Here is a 16015-nt window from a genome sequence, read left to right on the forward strand (position 1 = left end):
GCTGGATTAATCTTAATATAATTCAGAATATTTTGTCAAATAAAAATATGACAAATAAAATGCGGATCAATAGGGGAAACTACTTGCAGAAATGGACGGGGGTTAACGACCCACTGATTAAAGTTAAAGTAGGAGCAGATGCTATGTTATTTTATTTTGAACTTGTCGTCATTTTACTTTGTACGAAATTAGCTGGTGACATTAGTGTGAGACTTGGTCAGCCTTCTGTACTTGGTAAGTTAATTGTCGGTATTATTATCGGTCCAGCTGTACTCGGTATTATTAATAGTTCTGAACTAATTGATGAACTGAGTGAGATTGGTGTTTTGTTACTTATGTTTATGGCGGGACTTGAAACAGATTTAGAAGAGTTAAATCGGAATTTGAAATCGTCATTTGCAGTAGCGGCTGGTGGAATTATTTTTCCTTTCATCGGTGGTTATGTAACAGGATTGCTGTTTGGATTAATACAGTCCCATGCCATTTTTTTAGGATTATTACTTTGCGCAACATCGGTTAGTATTACGGTGCAGACGCTACGTGATTTAGGAAAAATGAATACGAGAGAAAGTACAACAATTTTAGGTGCTGCTGTATTTGATGATGTCATTGTCGTTATTTTATTGGCATTTGTAATGAGTTTTTTAGGAACACAAGATGTAAATATAACACTTGTCATTGCAAAGAAAATTATTTTCTTTGTAAGTATTGTTTTTATTGCTTGGAAAGTCGTTCCTTGGATTATGAAAATGCTTGTCCCGCTTCGTGTAACAGAAGCGTTAATTAGCGCGGCTCTTATTATTTGCTTCTCTTTTTCTTATTACAGTGAAATGATGGGAATTGCAGGCATTATTGGAGCATTTGCAGCAGGAATTGCTATTTCTCAAACAGAGTATAAGCATGAAGTGGAACATAAAATTGAACCGATTGCTTATGCAATATTTGTTCCAGTATTCTTCGTAAGTATCGGAATGGAAATTACATTTCAAGGCATTGGAAGCCAGCTTTGGTTCATTATTATTATGACCCTCATTGCAATTTTCACAAAGTTAATTGGATCAGGTTTAGGAGCGAGATTGACAGGTTTTAATCTCCAATCTTCTATTAGTATTGGCGCGGGGATGGTATCACGTGGTGAAGTAGCACTTATCATCGCAGCAAATGGACTTACGGCGAATTTATTAGCGAAAGAAAATTTCACAGCGATTGTTATTGTTGTTATATTGACGACGATTATTACACCGCCACTTTTGAAGAAATATTTTGTATAGAGAGGAAGGGCTTATCTGATGTAGGTAAGCTCTTTTTTTATTCCAAAAAGCAATGGTCATATAGCATGAAGGGTTTGTAATTATGGTAAAATCTATGTATGTGATATGACAAGGAGAGGGAAGTGTGAAGATTACGAAGGAGAAGGTTATCGGTGTAATCGTACTTATTGCAGTATGTATACCATTTACTGCATGGAAAGAATCAAAAGTGAAGGATTTTCCGGTTTCTATTTTTTCGGAAGAAGCAGATGGTGAGTACGGTCAGAAGCTGAAATATACTGCTTTTTTACCTGATGTTGCGATTTGGATGAACGGTTGGAAAGAGAAGTGGACAGAAGGAGAAAGAACTGTTTATCAAAAAGGGAATCGCATTGTAAATGTGTTTCATCCTCCTGGCGATGATGGTTTTTACCTTCTTGAAGCAAGAGAAAATAAGTGAACGCAACCGTAAGAAGTGGAGGTTAAATAGTGAAAGCTTCAACATTACTATTTAAAATTGAAAGTAATATGGATCAATTTTCACCAGCTGAAAAGAAGGTTGCCATGTACATAATGGAGAATGCAGAGATTGTTCCGAACTTAACGACGAAAGAAGTGTCAACGAATGCAGGCGCAAGTGAGGCGAGTGTCGTTCGTTTTTGTAAGTCGATTGGGATCGGAAGTTTTAAAGCATTTAAGATAGCACTCGTTCGTGAATTAACGATTGCTGATTATAATATTAACGATTTTTCAGTGATGAATACGGAAGATGGACCGTACGATTTGTTTAATAAAGTCACTTATGTGAATAAAGCTGCAATTGAGGCGAGCGTTACTGCGATAGATAAGAAGGAACTTGAGAAAGCTGCAGATTGTATTGTCAATGCGGGCAAAATTATATTTTACGGCGTAGGTGGATCAGCTACGCCAGCAATGGACGGGGCTTATAAATTTACACGGCTTGGATTTACAGCGATGATGCTATCTGATTTTCATATGATGTTGCCGCTTGTGACGAATTTAAAAGAAGGCGATATATTTGTTGCGATTTCAACATCTGGTCGAACGAGAGATGTGCTTGAAATGGCGCAGTATGCAAAGAGACAAGGTGCAACTGTTATTGGAATTACGAAGCTAGATCAATCATCCCCCCTATATAAAGAAGCGGACATTCGTCTTTGTATGCCAGATGTAGAACAAGATCATCGTATTGCAAGTATTGCGTCGAGAATGACGCAACTGAATATGATTGATGCTTTATATGTGATTACTTTCAACCGAATTGGTAATAAAGTATTGGATCAATTTATGGAGACGCGAGAAGAAGCGTTGCGGTTACGGAAGTTAAAGTAGAAGAAAAGATGAGGAGACTCATCTTTTTTTATCCCGCTATTTGCCGGGCGGTAAGACCCCCACTTCAAAATTCAGCGGAAGCAAAGGAAGTTAGGTGGGGGATCAACTGCCCGTAAAAGCCCGATTGGTGCGGGCTAATAATCAGTGGGGATGAATAAAACCCCCACTGATTAAAGTTTCACTTTATTATCTTTGACAAAAATATGTCATGTTGTGAAATTTTATTTCATAAAATAAGAAAGAGTTATTGATTTTTAGTTTCTTAAAGTTATAATAAAAGTGTGAAATATAATTTCAAAGAGGGTGGAAATATGTTAGAAAATTTATCGACAGAACATCGTAATGAGAAAACAATGAATCTGGATGAAATGAGCATAAAAGAAGTGTTGCAAAGTATGAATGAAGAAGATCGAACTGTTGCGTTAGCAGTTGAAAAAGAGATAGAACAAATTGAAAAGGTTGTACAGACTGTTATTAAATCTTTTGAAGAAGAGGGACGCTTAATTTACATTGGTGCTGGTACGAGTGGTCGTTTAGGTATTCTAGATGCAGTGGAATGTCCGCCGACATTTGGCACGGATGATAAAATGGTGCAAGGATTTATAGCAGGTGGATTGAAAGCGTTTACTAAGGCGGTGGAAGGTGCCGAAGATCGAGAAGAGTTAGCAGAAGAAGATTTAAAAAGTATTGGATTAAATGAGAAAGATACAGTGATTGGAATTGCTGCAAGTGGTAGAACTCCTTACGTAATTGGCGGCTTGAAATACGCACAGAGCGTAGGAGCGAGTACAGCAAGTATTTCTTGTAATAAAAATGCTGAAATAAGTAAATATGCAAAGTTAAATGTGGAAGTAGAGACAGGTGCAGAAATATTAACAGGATCAACGCGTTTAAAAGCTGGTACAGCACAAAAATTAGTGCTGAATATGATTTCAACAGCTTCGATGATTGGTGTAGGAAAAGTATATAAAAACTTAATGGTAGATGTTCAATCCACAAATGAAAAGTTAGTAGAACGGTCAAAACGAATTATTGTGGAAGCAACAGGCGCTAGTTATGAAGTAGCGGCAGAGTATTATGAAAAGGCAGAACGTAACGTAAAAGCTGCCATTGTTATGGTGTTGTTGCAGTGTGAGTATGGGGAAGCACTGGAGAAACTAAAATACGCAAAAGGGTTTGTGAAGAAAGCACTATAAAATAATAGGGAGGGGGATTCTATTATGAAGAAAGAAGAGAGAATGGCCAAGGAAATTTCGGAGCAACTTGGGGGAATAAAAAACATTCGTAGTATTGCTCATTGTATGACGAGACTACGTTTAACGCTTCATGATGAAAGTAAAGTAAACATGGACCTTTTGAAAAAAGTTGAAGGTGTTATGGGTGTTATAGAAGATGAGACGCTTCAAGTTGTCGTTGGCCCAGGAACAGTAAATAAAGTAGCAGCTAAAATGGAAGGTTTGACAGGACTACGAATTGGTGAGGTAGCAGATCATCACCTTGAAGATATTGGGCAAGAGATGAAGTCAGAGATTAAGAAGAAAAATAATACCCCAGTGAAAAACTTTTTACGAAAAATAGGAAGTATTTTTATTCCGTTAATTCCGGGGCTTGTTGCGTCAGGAATTATAAACGGGGTTGCTAACTTTGCGAAAAACGCTGGTGCTGATCCAAATGCAACATGGTTACAAATGTTACTACTCATTGGCGGCGGTATCTTTACATTCTTAGGAATTTTAGTCGGCTGGAATACAGCGAAAGAGTTTGGCGGGACACCGGTTCTTGGGGCAATTGCTGGTATTTTAATTTTTAACCCGGCGATGGCAAACGTAAAATTGTTTGGTGAAGCATTAGTGCCCGGACGGGGCGGATTGTTTGCAGTAATTTTTGCAGCATGGCTTATGGTTGTAGTGGAAAGACAAGTTCGAAAAGCAGTGCCAAATGCAGTTGATATTATCGTGACACCACTTATTACTGTATTAGTTGTAAGTATCGTAACGATGTTAGCCATTCAGCCATTAGCAGGTTTCTTATCAGATGGTATTACGAGCGGAATTAATGCTATTTTAAATATTGGCGGAGCATTTGCTGGCGCAGTACTTGCGGGAACATTTTTACCTCTCGTTATGGTTGGATTACATCACGGTTTAACACCAATTCATATGGAATTTATTAATCAAACACACGTAACACCTTTATTACCAGTGCTCGCAATGGCTGGTGCTGGCCAAGTAGGCGCAGCAATTGCGATTTATGTGAAAACAAAAAACAAACGACTTCGTAACGTAATTAAAGGTGGATTGCCAGTTGGCTTTTTAGGAATTGGTGAGCCGTTATTATACGGGGTGACATTACCACTTGGGAAACCGTTTATTACTGCTTGTTTAGGAGCGGCTGTCGGTGGTGCATTCCAAGCAGTTATGCAAACAGCTTCTCTTGGAATTGGCGTATCAGGGCTCTCTTTAATTCCTTTAATTGCTGACAATAAATATTTACTCTATTTCTTAGGTTTAGTAATTGCATATGCTTTCGGATTTATCTTTACGTACTTCTTCGGATTTAAAGAAGAAATGGCAGAAAACATATAGAGAAAGGGATTCCTTTCTCTTTTTCTATTAATAGAAAGGGAGATTTATATGATCGGAGTTTCCATTTATCTTTCAAAAGAACGAGTAGAGAAACAAGAAGAGTGGCTAAGAGTAGCGAAGGAAAATGGGTTTACATCTATTTTTACATCACTGCACATTCCAGAAGATGATCCAAATACGTATAAAGAGTTAATTCAAATATTAGGGAAACAAGCTCTTGCACATGAAATGGAGCTAATGGTTGATGTTTCTCCAAAATCGTTACACCATTTAGGGCTAACATATGAAAATGTGGAAGAGCTATTGGACTGGGGCATTACCGGTTTAAGAATGGATTACGGCATTGCGCCAAAAGAAATTGCAAGCGTATCTCATAAGATGAAAGTAGCTTTAAATGCGAGTACGATTACAAATTCATTTTGGAAAGAATTACTTGCAGAACATATAAGAGTAGAGAATGTAGAAGCATGGCATAATTTTTACCCACGTCCAGAGACAGGACTAGCAAAGTCCTTCTTACAAAAACAAAATCAATATTTACAGAAGTGCGGAATAAAGACGATGGCATTTATTCCAGGAGATGCGGAAAAACGAGGTCCGTTATATGAAGGGTTACCAACGTTAGAAAAACATCGCAATATGCGCCCGCTTGAAGCGTATTTAGAACTTGTTCAAGATTGTGGTGTTGATAAAGTATTGATTGGAGATATAAGCGCAAGTTTGGAAAGTATGCAAGAAGTAGCTAGTGCGAGTAGAGGGATTATTCCATTGCGTTACAAATCATTTATAACTGATAAAGAAGTATTAAAAGTGGTGGAGCAAGTGCATACAAATAGACTAGATCCGGCTCGTGATGTTATTCGATCTGTAGAATCAAGGGAAGGAAATAGAGTGGTGTTACAGCCGATGCATACAATTGTAAGAAAGAAGGGCAGTATTACAATTGATAATGAATTGTACGGTAGATATGCAGGGGAGATGCAAGTTGCCACACATGATTTACCTGTAGATGAGAAAGTGAATGTTGTTGGAATGGTTGTGGAAGAGGACGTTTCTTTACTGCCTTATATTGGCGCTGGAAAAATGTTTCAACTTTTTTTATGCGATAGAATAAAAGCTTGAATTAGCGCTATTTTGTAGGAAAACATTATCCGTAAAAGGGATAATGTTTTTTGTTTTCTTTAAAAAAGTATTTGACGAATGAAATAAAATACCGTATTGTTTTGACTTGTGAATAAAAGTTCACCATAACAAAACAAAAAGGAGAGTTCAAAATGAATCAATATATTGGGAATTTAATTATTCGTATCGTGTTAGGAGTTACGTTCTTTGCACATGGTTTAGCAAAGTTTCAATCAGGTATCGATAATGTAGCAGGATGGTTTACAAGCATCGGTTTACCAGGTGGCCTTGCATACGGCGTAGCAACTGTAGAATTAGTTGGTGGTATATTATTAATTATCGGTTTAGGTGTACGATATGTAGGATTGTTATTCGCTCTTATTTTAGCTGGAGCTATCGTAAAGGTAAATGGAGCAGCAGGTTTATTAGGAGATGGAAAGAATCCAGGATATGAATTAGATCTTGCATTATTATCAATGGGTGCGTATTTATTCGTAGTAAAAGCAGAAGGATATGTAGATCGTTTCTTAAAAGAGAAAGTAATGAAAACGAAGTAAATTTTATTTATAAATTGTTGACTTGAAGAATTATTGTAACTATAATGATTACAGCTAATGAATTACGAATGAAACAATTTAAATATTTTTTTACACAAGATGTAACTGCATTGGTTACGTCTTGTGTAAAAATAAATAAACGGGAGGAAGTAATATGCCTAAATCAAATTTAGAAATTATTCAAAGCACGTATGAAGGATTAGCTTCTTCGAATGCAAAGCATTTAGCAGAAGCCCTCTCTGAAAAAGTGGAATGGACAGAGGCAGAAGGTTTCACGTATGGCGGAACATATAAAGGCGTAGAAGCTATAATGGAAAATGTATTTAGCCGTTTAGGATCAGAATGGGATGATTATAAAGCAAGTGTAAATACATATCATGAAGTAAACGGAAAAGATGTAATTATTGCTGAAGGTATGTATTCTGGAGTTTATAAAGAAACAGGAAAATCATTTGAAGCAGAATTTGTTCATGTATGGCAGCTTGAAAATGGAAAAATCGTGAAGTTTAAGCAGTATGTAGATAGTCATATTGTTAGGGAAGCGATGAAGAGCTAATGCTTTTTAAATGGATTGTAGGTATATGTATTACCATTATGGTAATCATCTCTTCTATAGTTGGCGGAAAGAAATTGCTTGCATATGTGGAAAAAGAAAATACAAATATTCAAACCGAGCGAGCGGCAAACGAAAAAGAGAAAAAAGCTGCAGAAGAAGCCCCGCAAATTAGTGAAGGTGAAATTATTTCTACTATGCATAAAATGGTGCATCAAAAGGTAAAATCCTCTGAAAAATGGGGATTTGTAGAGATGACAAAAAAGGAAATTTCTAATGTAAAAAGAGATATTGAAAATAGTACAGGTTTTCAATATAAAATGAAGTTATTTTCTATTATAAATAGATGGGAAAAAGGAGATTTTTCTCAAACTGTTGAGGAGCATAACTTTTTATGGAGCCTTCAAGGTGGAGATACTGGCAAGGCGACGGAACGTTTATCGCCAGAAGAGGAAAAGCAGTATATAAAAGAAATGAAGAGAAAATAAAAACATCGCCAACCCAGATGACGATGTTTTTTCATTAAGAATGTTTTCGCATTAAAGCTCTAGTTGGCTGAACAGCGACAGTTTTGAAATGAGAAAATAAATAACATCCTGTTACAACGACAATTGTTCCTAAAATTTGTATCCACGTTAATTCTTCTCCGAGGAATATGAATGCTAAAATGGCTGTGAAAATTGGATTGAAGTTTAGAAAAATACCTGATGTAGTTGCGCCTAATTTTTGTACGCCAATATTCCAAAATACCATACAAAGAACTGTCGAAATAAGCCCAGTATATAAAAGTGATGTGATGAAAGAAGTATTTATATTTGAAACAGTGAAGCTACCTATGTTAAACGGTAGTAATAAAATAACGCCGAAAATACCAGAGTACAACGTTGCCATAAGTGGTGTAGTTGTTTTTGTTGCCCATTTACTACAAACAGAATAGATTCCCCAAATACAAACTGCTGCAATCATCCATAAATCGCCACTATTAAAATGTAGTGAAAATAAAAGCGAGAAATCACCTTTTAATAGGACGAGGATAACCCCGAAGAATGAAAGAATCATGGATAGGATTTGAAGTGTATTTACTTTTTCTTTTAGAAATAATACTGAAAATAATGCGATTGAAATTGCATTCAATGTAGAGATAAGACCTACATTCGTAGCGGATGTTTTTTCTAATGCTAAAAATTGAAAGATGTTAAAAAGAGCGACCCCTGAAATTCCCATCAATATTAACGGAAGTATTGCGGTACGTGGTGGAAGGATTTTCTTTTCTTTAAACCATACCATTGGTAATAAACAAACAATCGCAATCATCCATCTTAAATTTGTCAGTGTCATCGGCGATGCATGATCGACGAGTGATTTTCCAACGACAAAATTTCCTCCCCATAATAAGCTCGTTAGTAATAGTAAAAAGACGTAAAAATAAGGCATGCTAAAATCCCCTTTTTTGTAATCAATACGAATTGTAAATAATTTTAGCATTTTTCTTTATTGTGTAATATATTCTTTTGTATAATGGTGAAAACTCGATAAAATCTTTAGTTTAAAATGATATTTACAGAAAAATATTCAGTTTTATATAAATAATAAGTTGTTTTTTCGAATAATCATCGGTAAGAAAAAAGGGGGAATTGTAATGGAGTCGTCTGTTATTAAAGTGTTGGATGATTTGGATGTACAAATTTTAGATATATTGCAGAAGGAGTCACAAGTAAGTAATGCAGAGTTGGCACGTCGCGTTAATTTATCACCGGCTGCGATGCATGCAAGAATAAAAAGGTTAGATGGGGAAGGTTTCATCGATAAGCAAGTTGCGATTTTAAATCAAGAAAAGCTTGGATTTGATTTATTATGTTTTATTTTTATGAGTACGAATATTCATCAATTTGACAAGTTGGAAGTGTTGGAGAAAGAATTAGAATCGATGCCAGAAGTGTTAGAATGTCACTGTTTAACAGGAGAGTACGATTATTTATTAAAGGTTGCAAATCGTGATCGTAAAGAACTAGAGCAGTTTATTAGAAAGCTGAATAAGCTTGGTATTACAAGGATACAGACAAGTTTAGCACTTCGTGAAATTAAATATTCGACGGTATTGCCGATACGAAATGAGGAACCGAGCATCGATTAGATTGCTTGTTTTTTTTGTTTGTATAAATTGATTGACGGGGAGAAAAGAGAGCTGTATTATTATATAAAATTATGAATTAAAATTCATTTTAAGTTATAAATATTAATATCGAGGGCAAGGGGATGTAATATGAAAATCTGTAATGCGGTGACGAGTGATGTGAAAGAAATTTATAGTCTTATTGAGGTTTATGCAAAAGAGGGAGTTGTTTTACCACGTTCTCTTTTGTCTCTTTATCAATATTTGCAATGTTTATATGTTATGAAAGAAGACGAGAGAATTGTTGGAGTTGCTGGATTGCATGTGTTGGGGGAAGATCTTGCAGAAATACGCTCGTTAGTAGTTTCGCATACATATGCAGGGAGAGGGATAGGGCGTATGCTCGTAAATCATGTAATGGAAGAAGCTACGAAAATAAATGTAAGAAGAGTAATTTCCTTAACATATGAAACAGTATTTTTTCAAAAGTGTGGATTTGATTTTATAAATAAAGAAGCATTGCCAGAGAAAGTATGGATTGATTGTAGACATTGTCCAAAGGTGGATTATTGTGATGAAGTGGCGATGGTTCGGTATGTTGGATAAAAAATTTATAGAGAAAAAGTTCCCACTATTATTTACATATATAGTGGGAACATATATTTCCATAAGAAATGGACAGGTTATTAAGAATTTGAATTCTTTTGTCTCACGGCAAAATTATAAAGTGGATCTTTAAGTTCATAGTTATACGTTAAACCGTCGACAATTCCTACAACTTTATCATTATCATAAAGATCGAGCATAAATTGTGCCATTTGTTTTGCAGTGTGGAATTTTGGTACAACATTATCGTATTGGAATTCATCAATATCAAATGAACGTTTCGCAAATTCTGTTTCAGTTGCAGCAGGAGCTAAAACTTTTGCTTGCAGTTTTGCGCCTTGTTCTTTCAGTTCGTGAGACAACCCTTCTGTAAATGCACTTACATAGAATTTCGTAGCGCAATACGTAACAGCATCAGTAACAATTGTGTATCCGCCGCCCGATGAAACGTTAATAAGCTGTGTTCCATCAACCATTGAATAATCTCGAACGAAAAGAGAAGAGAGTATTGTTAGTGCTTCTATATTGACATGTAACATCGTTGCGATTTTATTTAAATTTTGTTCAGCAATTGAGTCGAAATTACCAAAACCTGCGTTGTTAATCCACGTTTCAATTTGAAAAGCTTGTAGGCTTTCATAAAGTTTATAAACATCTTCAGTAACAGATAAATCAGTTCTTCGAATGACAACATCCAACTCAGGATGCATTTCGTTAATTTTCAATTTTAATCTGTTTAATTCTTCTTGTCTTCGAGCTACAAGTACTAAATTTTTTCCGCGAGATGCAAATGCTAAAGCTGCTTCATAACCAATTCCGGAACTTGCGCCAGTAATAACCGTGTATTTCATATAAAATCCCCCTAAATTCAAATTCATTTATGGTTAGATTGTATTTGTTAGAGTATACTCTAAGTCAAATGTTTTTTATAAATTTGATACGGTTATAAAATATATGAGGGTAAGCATATGAAGGGAGTTTTAGTATGTACACAATTAGCGAGGTAGCAAAATTATTAGGAGTGAGCACATATACACTACGTTATTATGAAAAGGAAAATATATTAATTGCAAATCGTGATACAAATGGAAATCGACTTTACGAAGAGTCACATATAAAGTGGTTGCAGTTTGTAATGAAATTAAAACAAACGCAAATGCCAATAGCGAAAATAAGAGAATACGCTAGATTATATACAGAAGGGGAGCATACAACAGAAGCTCGTTTACAGCTCCTAGAAGATCATAGGAAATCTATTCAGATTCAAAGAGAAAACTTAGAGGTTACAGAGAAGATGCTTGAGAATAAAATTAGTGCATACAAAAACTTATTGGAAAATAAATAGATGGTTGTTATGTGATGAAAAATGGATTTGATCTATGAGTATTTCATCATAGTGTATGGACAAATAAAAAAGAGCAGCTAGCAAAAGCTAACTGCTCCATTCAAGGGATCTCTCCAAGGGGGAGTGGAGAAAATATTATGTTACTAGCAGTATTAACAGATTATTGAGAAATATACAGGTGACGATGAAATTTTTTCTAACTACATGTGGAATCAGAAATAAATTGTCTGGTAGGACAGTTTATTCGATTATTTACAGACTGATTGAATTTTCATTTTATGGTTAATTTATCTGCTTATCGTTGATAATTATCTATTTTTTTACTGAAAAATAATAGCTTTAACAATAAAATTTATAAATAAAATAAATAGATTTATATATTGTCGTAATTTTATATTATAATATTAATTGTGAAGTAAATCTATTATGGATAATAACAAAGAATGTGTAAGCAAAATAAGTTGTTTTTATCCTGATATTACTTACAAATAAACTAACAATGATAGATAATGATTTAACAATAGAACAGGGGATAAAAATAAAAGAAGCATTCAAGAATAAATTTGAAAACAAATAAGAGTTGAAAAACCCTAATTATTATTTCATTCCACATTAACGAGCAGGGAGATTTCCACTTCAAAATTAGGCTGAAGCAAAGAAGTTAGTTGGCAGTCGGGCTATCCCTTAATGTCCGATTGGTTCAATTAATAATCAGTGTGTAATGAACAAAATCCCTACAGATTAAGTTTTACTTTATATATTGTTTAAGGAGTTACGTTAAAATGGCGACATATTTTACAAGAACTTTTTCCGAGATGATTCAATTTAGTCCCCCATACGTTTCACCTATTGTTGGAACAATATTTTTAATAATAGCGGTAATACTTATATGGAAATACAAAAAAAACGAATTCTCTTTTAAATTTTTGATCTTACGATTATTGCTAGTAAGTGTATCTTTTATTTATACAATGGGAGTATTAATAATTACAAGAATCGAGGCGATACCGTGGTCTATTTATGAAAGAGTGCTTGAGAATAAATCTATTTTAAAATTTTCTACACCACAATTAATTCCTTTTGATTCGATAATTCATATATTAAATATATATGGGATCGGGACTATTATTTTAGGCAACATATTACTTTTATTACCACTAGGCTTTTTTCTGCCATTATGGTTTCGAAATCTATTCAATTCTTATGTAGTAATAATCCTAATCGTATTAACGTCAACAACAATCGAATTTTTACAATATCTTTTTGGGGTGGGAATACCTAATGTTGATGATGTGTTATTAAATACGATAGGAGGAGGAATTGGATATGGTTTGCTAAAAGTAATCGCATGTTTTAAAAGTACATACAAATAAATAATACACATGAATAATAAGGGGATGCTTGTATGTCAATTCGTATCGTATTCCCTTATTCTAAATTTCTGCACATATTTATTATGAAAATCGATTCTTGACACAGTATGATTTATTCATATACAATATGTATGAATGACATTCAGTCATTTTTATGTGACAGGATGTAGTTAGTTTAAAAATGGAACAAATACAATGGTAAATGAGGATGATAGTTGTTTTTATATAGTATTGATGAAAGAGTATATTTTTTTAAAACGAAAATGACTGATAGTCAGTCATAAGAGGTGAGAGGTATGAAAAATAGAGCTTGGTTATATGTCATATTAACATGTATCTTTGAAATTTTTTGGGTGTTTGGTTTTAATACGGCTAATACTTGGTGGCATTGGATTATTATTTTAGGAGTTATCGCTGTTGATTTTCACTTCCTTTCTAAAGCGTGTGAACATCTTGCAACAGGGACTGTATATGCTGTTTTCGCCGGAGCTGGTACGGTAGGTACTTTCTTAATGGATGTATTCCTTTTCGGCGGGAGTTTCAGTGTAGGAAAATTATTCTTTATCGTGATGGTTGTAGCTGGCGTTATCGGTTTAAAGCTAGCTGATAATAAAGAAGAAACTGTGGAAGGAGCTGCTTAAAGATGGGTTGGTTTTTCGTATTTTGTGCTGCAATTAGTGAAATAGTCGGTGTGATAGGACTTAAAATGTATAGTAAAGATAAAACATTAGCCAATGGTGCGATTTATATAGGCGGGTTTGCTACATCCTTCGCATTTTTGTATACTTCCTTCTTATTTTTACAAGTAAGTGTCGCGTATGCGGTTTGGATTGGTATCGGAACAGCAGGTGCAGTTTTGTTAAACATGTTCTTGTTTGGTGAGTCGAAAAGCAAAGCGCGTATTATTAGTGTGTTTCTTATTGTATGTGGAGTGACAGGATTAAAGGCACTTTCTTAAAGATATATTGTATTTTTATCTCCTAATTGTTTATTAGGAGATTTTATTATAAAAAAAATGACTTCCTCTTAGAGTTCACTATCATTGACAGTACAATCAATTATCTTATAAAATGAGTGACAGTCATTCAATATGCGTGTGAAAGGGTTTAGATGATGAATAAAAAAGAGAAAATTGTCTATGCAGCTATTGAAGTGTTTCAGGAAAAGGGCGTCGAAAAAACGAAGATTTCTGATATCGTGAAATTAGCTGGCATTGCGCAAGGAACTTTCTATTTATATTTTCCTTCTAAGCTATCTGTTATGCCTGCAATAGCAGAAGTGATGGTTGAAAAGATGATACTTGCAGTGAAAGAAAAAGTACAAAAAGATGTACCTTTTTCAAATAAAGTGGCACAAGTAATCGATGCGGTGTTTCACTTTATAGAGGAATACCGTGAAATACAAGCTTTAATGTATGCAGGTCTTGCATCTACAGAACATATAAAAGAGTGGGAAGCTGTGTATGAGCCTCTTTATATGTGGTTAAGCGAATTTTTAAGTGAGGCGAAAGAAGCTGGTGAAATTCGTGATTCGGTTCACGCAGAACGAACAGCGAAGTTATTTATCGCTCTTGTTGAATCAGCAGCGGAACAAGTTTATTTATATGATCATAAAGATGATGAGCAAGTGGATTTGCAAAAGGCAGAAGTACTAGATTTTTTAACACATGCACTACATATAAAGAAGTAGTAAGATGAACCTGTCTGAAAAGGTAGGTTCATTTTTGAGGAAAACTGAATGATAGTCATTCACCTAATACTTATGTATGTGTGGAAGGATAGAGTGAAATTCTAATGAGTGGAGGCATCTTCACTCATTACTAGCCCACAAAGAGCAGGATAAAGAAAAAGCTTCTTGGGCATTATTTTTTGAGAGGAACTTACGGGAAGAGGTGTTAAAAAGTGAAGAAACCGATAAAAGAACAAAAGATGGTATTGGTCATTCTTTTGAGTAATATATTTATCGCTTTTCTAGGGATTGGATTAATCATTCCGGTTATGCCGTCCTTTATGAATGATATGGGTTTAACAGGGAAGACAATGGGATATCTCGTTGCAGTATTTGCAATGGCACAGCTCATTACTTCACCTATTACAGGCCGATGGGTTGATCTTTACGGTAGGAAGAAAATGATAATCATTGGATTATTTATTTTTGGTGTTTCAGAGCTTCTTTTTGGATTAGGAAAAGATGTGTGGATGCTTTATGTAGCAAGGGTGTTAGGCGGAATTAGTGCTGCGTTTATTATGCCTGGTGTTACGGCATATGTTGCGGATATTACATCTATTCAGGAACGTCCAAAGGCGATGGGATACTTATCTGCAGCGATTAGTACTGGATTCATTATAGGGCCTGGAATCGGCGGATTTATTGCAGAATACGGTATACGTGTGCCGTTTTTCGTTGCAGCAGCGATTGCCTTTATAGCATGTGTGATTTCGATATTTATTTTAAAAGAACCGTTAACGAAAGAAGAACTTGCAGAGATTTCTTCTAATACGAAGGAATCAAGTTTTATTGGTGATTTAAAGAAATCATTACATCCAATGTATGCAATTGCATTTATTATCGTATTTGTACTCGCATTCGGATTATCAGCGTATGAAACAGTGTTTAGCTTGTTCTCTGATCATAAATTTGGTTTCTCGCCGAAAGATATTGCAGCAATTATTACAATTAGTTCAATCTTTGGGGTAGTTGTGCAAGTATTTATGTTTGGCAAATTGGTAGACATGTTCGGTGAGAAAGTGTTAATTCAAATATGTTTAATTGTAGGTGCAGTATTAGCATTCGTCTCAACTGTAGTCTTTAATTATTGGATTGTACTTCTCGTTACTTGCTTCATTTTCTTAGCATTTGATTTACTTCGTCCAGCTTTAACGACGTTTTTATCAAAAGCAGCTGGAAAAGAGCAAGGATTCGTTGCTGGGATGAACTCGACTTATACGAGTTTAGGAAATATCGCAGGACCAGCGATGGGCGGAATATTATTTGATATGAATATTCATTATCCATATGCATTTTCAGGAGTTGTTTTAATAGTTGGTCTCGGCATTACATTTATGTGGAGAGAGAAACAGTTGGCTGAAAGTTTTGCTAAGTAATAAAACCCCTTACGACGGTAAGGGGTTTTTGTTTTATCCTGATTAAAGTTTCGT

General features: G+C 34.9%; 19 protein-coding genes. 17 read left to right on the forward strand and 2 right to left on the reverse strand.

Translation table 11 applies throughout. From position 1 onward, the window contains the following. The first annotated feature begins 59 nt into the window (after positions 1 to 59). From RT27_RS17375 to RT27_RS17415, 9 genes are all read left to right on the forward strand, one after another. A complete protein-coding gene (locus RT27_RS17375; RefSeq protein ID WP_120460771.1) occupies positions 60 to 1271 on the forward strand; it encodes a cation:proton antiporter in 1212 nt (403 codons plus the stop codon). A gap of 124 nt (positions 1272 to 1395) precedes the next feature. Beyond that, positions 1396 to 1710, forward strand: coding sequence for a hypothetical protein (locus tag RT27_RS17380; protein WP_000704960.1), 315 nt, complete (start codon positions 1396 to 1398; stop codon positions 1708 to 1710). A 29-nt stretch (positions 1711 to 1739) separates the two neighbouring features. After that, complete coding sequence (locus tag RT27_RS17385; protein ID WP_043936781.1) at positions 1740 to 2603, forward strand: MurR/RpiR family transcriptional regulator; 864 nt, start codon at positions 1740 to 1742, stop codon at positions 2601 to 2603. A gap of 311 nt (positions 2604 to 2914) precedes the next feature. Further along, complete coding sequence (murQ, locus tag RT27_RS17390) at positions 2915 to 3799, forward strand: N-acetylmuramic acid 6-phosphate etherase (protein ID WP_000892345.1); 885 nt, start codon at positions 2915 to 2917, stop codon at positions 3797 to 3799. A gap of 24 nt (positions 3800 to 3823) precedes the next feature. Next, positions 3824 to 5188, forward strand: a complete 1365-nt coding sequence (locus RT27_RS17395) for a PTS transporter subunit EIIC (protein ID WP_000711299.1) — start codon at positions 3824 to 3826, stop codon at positions 5186 to 5188. Between the two features lie 48 nt (positions 5189 to 5236). Next, positions 5237 to 6310 (forward strand): MupG family TIM beta-alpha barrel fold protein, encoded by a 1074-nt coding sequence (locus RT27_RS17400; RefSeq protein ID WP_043936783.1) that lies wholly within the window; start codon positions 5237 to 5239, stop codon positions 6308 to 6310. Between the two features lie 152 nt (positions 6311 to 6462). Beyond that, positions 6463 to 6867, forward strand: coding sequence for a DoxX family protein (locus tag RT27_RS17405; RefSeq protein WP_001077751.1), 405 nt, complete (start codon positions 6463 to 6465; stop codon positions 6865 to 6867). A 154-nt stretch (positions 6868 to 7021) separates the two neighbouring features. Next, the gene (locus RT27_RS17410; protein WP_043936784.1) at positions 7022 to 7423 is read left to right on the forward strand and encodes a nuclear transport factor 2 family protein; all 402 of its coding nucleotides are present in this window, start codon (positions 7022 to 7024) and stop codon (positions 7421 to 7423) included. After that, complete coding sequence (locus RT27_RS17415; protein ID WP_000897995.1) at positions 7423 to 7908, forward strand: PRK06770 family protein; 486 nt, start codon at positions 7423 to 7425, stop codon at positions 7906 to 7908. Before RT27_RS17410 ends, RT27_RS17415 begins: the two co-directional genes overlap by 1 nt. A gap of 34 nt (positions 7909 to 7942) precedes the next feature. Here the strand turns inward: RT27_RS17415 and RT27_RS17420 are convergent, their stop codons facing one another. Further along, complete coding sequence (locus RT27_RS17420) at positions 7943 to 8854, reverse strand: DMT family transporter (RefSeq protein ID WP_001146238.1); 912 nt, start codon at positions 8852 to 8854, stop codon at positions 7943 to 7945. 205 nt (positions 8855 to 9059) lie between these two features. On the opposite strand from RT27_RS17420, the gene RT27_RS17425 reads away from it, so the two are divergent. Then, positions 9060 to 9554, forward strand: coding sequence for an Lrp/AsnC family transcriptional regulator (locus RT27_RS17425; RefSeq protein WP_000446097.1), 495 nt, complete (start codon positions 9060 to 9062; stop codon positions 9552 to 9554). Between the two features lie 129 nt (positions 9555 to 9683). Then, complete coding sequence (locus RT27_RS17430; RefSeq protein WP_043936786.1) at positions 9684 to 10139, forward strand: N-acetyltransferase; 456 nt, start codon at positions 9684 to 9686, stop codon at positions 10137 to 10139. Between the two features lie 80 nt (positions 10140 to 10219). Here the strand turns inward: RT27_RS17430 and RT27_RS17435 are convergent, their stop codons facing one another. Beyond that, positions 10220 to 10990, reverse strand: a complete 771-nt coding sequence (locus RT27_RS17435; RefSeq protein ID WP_043936788.1) for an SDR family NAD(P)-dependent oxidoreductase — start codon at positions 10988 to 10990, stop codon at positions 10220 to 10222. A gap of 134 nt (positions 10991 to 11124) precedes the next feature. Between RT27_RS17435 and RT27_RS17440 the strand changes: the two genes are divergently transcribed. The 6 genes from RT27_RS17440 to RT27_RS17465 all read left to right on the forward strand — a co-directional run bounded on the left by RT27_RS17440 (position 11125) and on the right by RT27_RS17465 (position 15961). Continuing rightward, positions 11125 to 11484: a MerR family transcriptional regulator gene (locus RT27_RS17440; RefSeq protein ID WP_043936790.1), complete on the forward strand. Its 360-nt coding sequence runs from the start codon at positions 11125 to 11127 to the stop codon at positions 11482 to 11484. A 782-nt stretch (positions 11485 to 12266) separates the two neighbouring features. Further along, a complete protein-coding gene (locus RT27_RS32450) occupies positions 12267 to 12857 on the forward strand; it encodes a VanZ family protein (RefSeq protein ID WP_052497705.1) in 591 nt (196 codons plus the stop codon). Positions 12858 to 13153: 296 nt separating this feature from the next. After that, a complete protein-coding gene (locus RT27_RS17450; RefSeq protein ID WP_000796022.1) occupies positions 13154 to 13498 on the forward strand; it encodes an SMR family transporter in 345 nt (114 codons plus the stop codon). A 2-nt stretch (positions 13499 to 13500) separates the two neighbouring features. Beyond that, positions 13501 to 13815, forward strand: a complete 315-nt coding sequence (locus RT27_RS17455) for a multidrug efflux SMR transporter (RefSeq protein ID WP_000539671.1) — start codon at positions 13501 to 13503, stop codon at positions 13813 to 13815. A gap of 152 nt (positions 13816 to 13967) precedes the next feature. Next, positions 13968 to 14546 (forward strand): TetR family transcriptional regulator, encoded by a 579-nt coding sequence (locus tag RT27_RS17460; RefSeq protein WP_002025356.1) that lies wholly within the window; start codon positions 13968 to 13970, stop codon positions 14544 to 14546. A gap of 212 nt (positions 14547 to 14758) precedes the next feature. Continuing rightward, the gene (locus RT27_RS17465; RefSeq protein WP_029443247.1) at positions 14759 to 15961 is read left to right on the forward strand and encodes a tetracycline resistance MFS efflux pump; all 1203 of its coding nucleotides are present in this window, start codon (positions 14759 to 14761) and stop codon (positions 15959 to 15961) included. Positions 15962 to 16015: the final 54 nt, after the last annotated feature.

Origin of the sequence: Bacillus sp. L_1B0_5, from assembly GCF_000836715.1 — a bacterium.
In the GTDB taxonomy this organism is placed as follows: Bacteria; Bacillota; Bacilli; order Bacillales; family Bacillaceae_G; genus Bacillus_A; species Bacillus_A thuringiensis_S.

Excerpts from the sequence above, each read along its gene's own strand:
- RT27_RS17455 (WP_000539671.1), top strand. The coding sequence starts at position 13,501 with ATGGGTTGGTTTTTCGTATTTTGTGCTGCAATTAGTGAAATAGTCGGT.
- RT27_RS17440 (WP_043936790.1), top strand. The coding sequence starts at position 11,125 with ATGTACACAATTAGCGAGGTAGCAAAATTATTAGGAGTGAGCACATAT.
- RT27_RS17425 (WP_000446097.1), top strand. The coding sequence starts at position 9,060 with ATGGAGTCGTCTGTTATTAAAGTGTTGGATGATTTGGATGTACAAATT.
- RT27_RS17410 (WP_043936784.1), top strand. The coding sequence starts at position 7,022 with ATGCCTAAATCAAATTTAGAAATTATTCAAAGCACGTATGAAGGATTA.
- RT27_RS17450 (WP_000796022.1), top strand. The coding sequence starts at position 13,154 with ATGAAAAATAGAGCTTGGTTATATGTCATATTAACATGTATCTTTGAA.
- murQ (WP_000892345.1), top strand. The coding sequence starts at position 2,915 with ATGTTAGAAAATTTATCGACAGAACATCGTAATGAGAAAACAATGAAT.
- RT27_RS17430 (WP_043936786.1), top strand. The coding sequence starts at position 9,684 with ATGAAAATCTGTAATGCGGTGACGAGTGATGTGAAAGAAATTTATAGT.
- RT27_RS17435 (WP_043936788.1), bottom strand. The coding sequence starts at position 10,990 with ATGAAATACACGGTTATTACTGGCGCAAGTTCCGGAATTGGTTATGAA.
- RT27_RS17415 (WP_000897995.1), top strand. The coding sequence starts at position 7,423 with ATGCTTTTTAAATGGATTGTAGGTATATGTATTACCATTATGGTAATC.
- RT27_RS17400 (WP_043936783.1), top strand. The coding sequence starts at position 5,237 with ATGATCGGAGTTTCCATTTATCTTTCAAAAGAACGAGTAGAGAAACAA.
- RT27_RS17420 (WP_001146238.1), bottom strand. The coding sequence starts at position 8,854 with ATGCCTTATTTTTACGTCTTTTTACTATTACTAACGAGCTTATTATGG.
- RT27_RS17375 (WP_120460771.1), top strand. The coding sequence starts at position 60 with ATGCGGATCAATAGGGGAAACTACTTGCAGAAATGGACGGGGGTTAAC.
- RT27_RS17405 (WP_001077751.1), top strand. The coding sequence starts at position 6,463 with ATGAATCAATATATTGGGAATTTAATTATTCGTATCGTGTTAGGAGTT.
- RT27_RS17460 (WP_002025356.1), top strand. The coding sequence starts at position 13,968 with ATGATGAATAAAAAAGAGAAAATTGTCTATGCAGCTATTGAAGTGTTT.
- RT27_RS32450 (WP_052497705.1), top strand. The coding sequence starts at position 12,267 with ATGGCGACATATTTTACAAGAACTTTTTCCGAGATGATTCAATTTAGT.
- RT27_RS17395 (WP_000711299.1), top strand. The coding sequence starts at position 3,824 with ATGAAGAAAGAAGAGAGAATGGCCAAGGAAATTTCGGAGCAACTTGGG.